This window comes from Gordonia sp. (in: high G+C Gram-positive bacteria), from assembly GCF_049299075.1.
In the GTDB taxonomy this organism is placed as follows: Bacteria; Actinomycetota; Actinomycetes; order Mycobacteriales; family Mycobacteriaceae; genus Gordonia.
In genome coordinates, this window is sequence record NZ_JBAQWU010000178.1 from 1 (window position 1) to 5,837 (window position 5,837).

Annotated in this window: 4 protein-coding genes and 1 pseudogene; all 5 read right to left on the reverse strand. The window is 66.8% G+C overall.

Annotated features, from left to right (window positions below; genetic code table 11):
- Positions 1-175, reverse strand: a pseudogene (locus WAW85_RS05870) (orotidine 5'-phosphate decarboxylase); the annotation flags it as partial.
- Complete coding sequence (gene carB, locus WAW85_RS05875; RefSeq protein WP_422558706.1) at positions 175-3,525, reverse strand: carbamoyl-phosphate synthase large subunit; 3,351 nt, start codon at positions 3,523-3,525, stop codon at positions 175-177. The gene carB and the pseudogene WAW85_RS05870, both read right to left, overlap by 1 nt.
- Entirely contained in the window at positions 3,525-4,709 is a 1,185-nt protein-coding gene (gene carA / locus WAW85_RS05880) for a glutamine-hydrolyzing carbamoyl-phosphate synthase small subunit (RefSeq protein ID WP_422558707.1), read from the reverse strand. Before carA ends, carB begins: the two co-directional genes overlap by 1 nt.
- Before the next feature lie 8 nt (positions 4,710-4,717).
- Complete coding sequence (locus tag WAW85_RS05885; RefSeq protein WP_422558708.1) at positions 4,718-5,275, reverse strand: transporter; 558 nt, start codon at positions 5,273-5,275, stop codon at positions 4,718-4,720.
- The coding region (locus WAW85_RS05890) for an amidohydrolase family protein (protein ID WP_422558709.1) at positions 5,272-5,837 on the reverse strand (566 nt) is incomplete at its 5' end. The genes WAW85_RS05890 and WAW85_RS05885, both read right to left, overlap by 4 nt.

The following is a 5,837-nucleotide window of genomic DNA, read 5'->3' on the forward strand; positions in this document are numbered from 1 at the left end:
GGCCAAGTCCGGCCACACACGCGTCGGCGAAGACGCGCAGGCCGTCGATCGACACCGGCAGGCCCCACTGCTCCAACAATGCGGCGTGCGGGTCGATACCGGCGCACAAGCGGCCACGCTCGGCCACCGCAGCCACATACCGGCCCGCGAAGCTGGCGGCCGGCCCGGGAACCACTACGTATTCCCCAGGAGCTCGGCGTGGCGGCGCTGCAGCGATTCGACGCCCATCGTCTCCCCCAGGGCCGCTTCAATCCCCTGCACCGCGGCACCGGCACCCGGCACTGTCGTCACGCAGGGAATACTCGCGGTAATCGCGGCGGCACGGATCTCATAACCGTCGGCGCGCGGACCGGAGCTACCCGCCGGGGTGTTGACGATCAGGTCGACCCGTCTGTCGCGGATCATGTCGACCACCGAATCCTCGCCCTCGCCGGCCTCGAAGTGCTTGCGCACCTCAGTGACCTCAATACCGTTGCGACGCAGCACATCTGCCGTACCGCTCGTGGCCAGGATGGTGAAGCCAAGGTCGGCCAGGCGTTTGATCGGGAACGCAATTGACGCCTTGTCGCGGTTGGCGACGGACACGAAGACGGTGCCGCTCCGCGGCAACGCGCCGGAGGTGGCCGCCTGCGCCTTGGCGAAGGCCCGGCCGAAGTCGCGGTCGAAGCCCATCACTTCGCCGGTGGACTTCATCTCCGGACTCAGCAGCGTGTCGACCGCCGAACCGTCCGGGGTGCGGAACCGGTTGAATGGCAGCACCGCTTCCTTCACTGCGACCGGCGAGTTCGGCGGCACCACACTGCCGTCGCCGGTGGCCGGCAAAATCCCCTGCGTACGCAGTTCAGCGATGGACATGCCCATCATCACCCGAGCGCAGGCCTTCGCCAGTGGCACGGCGGTGGCCTTGGACACGAACGGTGCGGTGCGGCTGGCGCGCGGGTTGGCCTCCAGAACGTAAAGCACACCGTCCTTCAGCGCGTACTGCACGTTCAGCAGGCCGCGCACACCGATGCCCTTGGCGAGTGCCTCGGTGGAACTCCGGACCGCCGCGATCTCCGAAGCGCCCAGCGTGATCGGCGGCAGGGCGCACGCCGAGTCACCGGAGTGGATGCCAGCCTCTTCGATGTGCTCCATGATGCCGCCGATGAACAACTCGGTGCCGTCATAGAGTGCGTCGACGTCGATCTCCACCGCGTCCTCCAGGAACCTGTCGACCAGCACCGGGCGGTCGTCGGAGATCTCGGTGGCGCGGGAGATGTAGTCGGCGAGAGCCGCCTCGTCGTACACGATCTCCATACCGCGGCCGCCGAGCACATACGACGGACGCACCAGCACCGGATAACCGATGTCGGCAGCGATGTCGCGGGCACCGGCGAAGGTGGTCGCGGTACCGAACTTCGGCGCGGGCAGACCCGCGTCGATGAGAACCTGACCGAACGCGCCGCGGTCCTCGGCCAGGTCGATGGCGCTCGGACCGGTCCCGACGATCGGCACCCCTTCGGCTTCCAGGTGCGCGGCCAGGCCCAGTGGCGTCTGACCGCCCAACTGCACGATGACGCCGGCGACAGTCCCTGATTCCGACTCCGCGTGGATCACTTCGAGGACATCCTCGAGGGTCAGCGGCTCAAAGTACAGACGGTCGGCGGTGTCGTAGTCGGTGGAAACCGTCTCCGGGTTGCAGTTGACCATGACCGTCTCGTAGCCAGCCTGACTCAGAGTGAGGGCCGCGTGCACGCACGAGTAGTCGAACTCGATGCCCTGACCGATGCGGTTGGGACCGGACCCCAGAATGATCACCTTCGGGCGGTCAGTCTGCGGAGCGATCTCCGAGGTCGCGGCCTCATCCAGCTCATAGGTGGAGTAGTGGTACGGCGTTTTGGCCTCGAACTCGGCGGCGCAGGTGTCGACGGTCTTGTAGACCGGCCGGATCGCCAACTCGTGGCGGTGCTTGCGCACGGCGGTCTCATCCGCCAGCGCGGTGTCGCCGCCCGCCGCGCGTAGCGCAGCGATCTGCTTATCGGACAGCCCGGTGAACTTGGCGTAACGCAGCAGATCGGCGCCGACTGTCTCCGCATCGCGCACCGATGCGCCCACGTCGCCGATCTGGGCGATCTCGGCCAGGAACCACGGATCGATCGCGGTGGCCTCGTAAATCCGCTCGATGGAGACGCCAGCCTCCAGCAGTTGCAGGATCTTGTACAGTCGGCCGTCCCGAGCCACCGAAATATCGGCCAGTACGGCCTCGACATCCAAGTCGGCCGGAGCGAGACGATCTGGCTCGGTCCAGAAACCGGCCGCCTTGGTTTCCAGTGAGCGCATCACCTTGCCCAACGCCTCGGTAAAGCTGCGGCCCAAGCTCATCGCCTCCCCGACCGACTTCATCGTGGTGGTCAGCGTGTCGTCGGCGCCGGGGAACTTCTCGAACGCGAACCGCGGCGCTTTGACCACGACGTAATCGATCGACGGCTCGAAGGCGGCCGGGGTGGCCTTGGTGATGTCGTTGGTGATCTCGTCGAGCGAGTATCCGATGGCAAGCTTGGCGGCCATCTTCGCGATCGGGTAACCGGTGGCCTTGGAGGCCAGCGCTGAGGACCGCGAGACGCGCGGGTTCATCTCGATGACCACTAGGCGGCCGTCGCGCGGGTCCTGCGCGAACTGGATGTTGCAGCCACCGGTGTCCACACCGACCTCACGGATGATGGCGATCGACAGGTCGCGCATCTCCTGGTATTCGACGTCGGTGAGGGTCATCGCGGGGGCCACCGTGATCGAGTCCCCGGTGTGCACGCCGACCGGGTCGACGTTCTCGATCGAGCAGATCACGATCACGTTGTCGCGGTTATCCCGCATGAGTTCTAGTTCGAACTCCTTCCACCCGAGAATCGACTCCTCGATCAGGACGTTGGCGGTCGGGGACGCGGCAAGACCGCCACCGGCGATGCGGTTGAGGTCCACCTCGTTGTAGGCCATCCCCGAGCCGAGCCCACCCATCGTGAATGACGGCCGCACGACCACCGGGTAGCCGAGTTCAGTGACGGTGTCACGGACTTCGTCCATGGTGTGGCAGACCCGCGATCGGGCGCTCTCGCCGCCGATCTTGGTCACGATGTCCTTGAACATCTGACGGTCCTCGCCGCGCTGAATGGCGTCGATGTCGGCACCGATCAGTTCGATCCCGTGCTTAGCCAGAATCCCCTGCTCATGCAGGGCCACCGCCGTGTTCAACGCGGTCTGGCCACCCAGGGTGGCCAGTACGGCGTCGACGGGGTGCCCGGCAGCGGCTTCGGCTGCGAAGACCTTCTCGACGAACTCCGGGGTAATCGGCTCGACATAGGTGGCGTCGGCGAACTCCGGGTCGGTCATGATCGTCGCCGGATTGGAGTTGATCAGCGACACCCGCAGACCCTCGGCTTTGAGGACCCGGCACGCCTGGGTGCCGGAGTAGTCGATTTCGCAGGCCTGGCCGATCACGATCGGACCGGAGCCGATGACCAGGACATGGTTGAGGTCGGGACGGCGTGGCATCAGGCGTTGGCTTTCTTCGCGGTCTCCATGGCGGAGACGAACTTGTCGAACAGGTTGGCGGCGTCGTGCGGGCCGGACGCGGCCTCGGGATGGTACTGAACGGAGAAGGCACTGCCGTCGATCAGCTCGACGCCCTCCACGACGCCGTCGTTGGCGCAGACATGACTCACCCGACCGCGACCGAAGTCGGTGTCGAACTCGTCACCAGCGGCGCCCGCCAGGGCGAAACCGTGGTTCTGCGAGGTGATGGCGACCTCACCCGAGGCCACGTCGATTACCGGAATATTGATCCCGCGGTGACCGAACTTGAGTTTGTAGGTCGTCAGCCCGAGGGCGCGGCCAAGAATCTGGTTACCGAAACAGATACCGAACATCGGCAGCTTGGCGGCCAACACCTGCCGGGTCAGCTGCACAGCGGCGTCCGCGGTGGCCGGGTCACCCGGGCCGTTGGAGAGGAAGAAACCGTCGGGCTCAACCGCCATGACGTCGGCGTAGGTGGCGTCGGCCGGCAGGACGTGTACCTCAACCCCGCGGGCGGCCAACATGCGTGGTGTATTCGCCTTGATGCCCAAATCGAGGGCGGCGACCCGCCAGCGCGGCTCCCCGGCGGCCTCCACCACGTAGGGCTCCTCGGTGCTCACCTCCTGCGCCAGTGCGGCACCGGCCATTGGTGCCTGCGCACGCACCTGCTCCAGCATGTCCGGCGCCGCGGTCACCGCGGCGCCGGAGAAGATCCCAGCGCGCATGGATCCAGAGTCGCGGAGTTGACGCACCACAGCCCGGGTGTCGATTCCGGCGATGCCGACGATGTCTTGGGCGATGAGCTCATCGGCCAGACTGGAGGTGGCGCGCCAGTTGGAGACGCGCGTGGTGGGGTTGCGGACCGCGTACCCGGCGACCCAGATCTTGCCCGGATCCTGGTGGTCGATGAAGTCCGCCGACCAGCGGACCTGTGAACGCTTGCCCAGCAGGCTTTCGCCGTCCTCGGTGTTCCAACCGGTGTTCCCGATCTGCGGGGCGGTGGAGACGATGATCTGCTTGTGATAGCTCGGGTCGGTGAGCATTTCTTGGTATCCGGTCATCGCGGTGCAGAACACCGCCTCACCGAACGTCGAGCCCTCGGCCCCGAAGCTCACCCCGGTGTGCATGCTGCCGTTCTCCAGCACCAATACTGCTTTGCTCATAGTCTCGTTCAATCCTTCGTCACTTCGGTGCTGGCTGTCTGGGGTCGGTGAAAATCGGCGCTGGTCGCTGCGGTGATCTCGCGGTACGGCGCCGTCCAGGCCGGATAGGTGCTCTTATCGTCGGCGCGCACGCCGGAGTCCAGTTCGGTGCCCGACGGCAGCCGCCAGCGGATCACCAGGACGCCGTCGCGGGTCATCACCTTGCCGGCCAGGCCGTGTTCGGTGCGCACCGCGGTGATTGCCTCGTGCGGGATCCAGATCGGCGACGCGCCCGCGCGCCGCAGCAGAATGCCCTGCCGGTAACGGCTCAACTCCACCGCCGCGCGGTCGCCGATATCGCCGACGGCCACGCGGGTCGCCCAGCGAGGGGCCAGGGTGCTGCCCACGTACACGCCGGTCGTCGGCCCCAGCAGCACCTCGCCCACGTCGGCGGGCACCGCCGGGAAATCACCCAACTGCTGCGCCTGCGCGCGCCCCCGTTTACGCCAGCCCCGCAGCGCGAGCGCGATCAGGCCGAGCCACAATAGGACGACCACCGTCACCAGGATCACATCGGCGAGGGTCATCGGTGCGTCACCGTGCCGCGCAGGATCGTGGTGCGCACAGTGGCCGGGAGTGTCATCGCCGCGTACGGCGTGTTGGTCGATTTACTGGCCAGCTCATCGGGCACTACCGTCCACTCGGCGTCCGGATCGACGACGGTGAGGTTACCGGGCTCGCCGACCTCGATCGGGCGGCCCTGATCGTCGAGCCCGACGATCTGCGCCGGACGTTCACTCATCACCCGGGCGACACCGCGCCAGTCAAGCAGACCGGGGCGGACCATCGTCTCGACGATGATCGAGAGGGCGGTCTCCAGACCGAGCATGCCGGGCTTGGCCTGGGCGAACTCGCAGCATTTCTCCTGCGCGGCGTGCGGCGCGTGGTCGGTGGCAACGCAGTCGATGACGCCGTCGGCGAGCGCTGCCCGCAACGCGTGGGTGTCGCGCACCTCGCGCAGCGGCGGGTTGACCCGGTTGACTCCGTCGTAGGTTTCCAGCCGGGAGTCGTCGAGGAGCAAATGGTGCGGCGTCACCTCGGCGGTGATGTCGATCCCCTGCCCACGCGCCCAACGGAGCAGTTCTACGG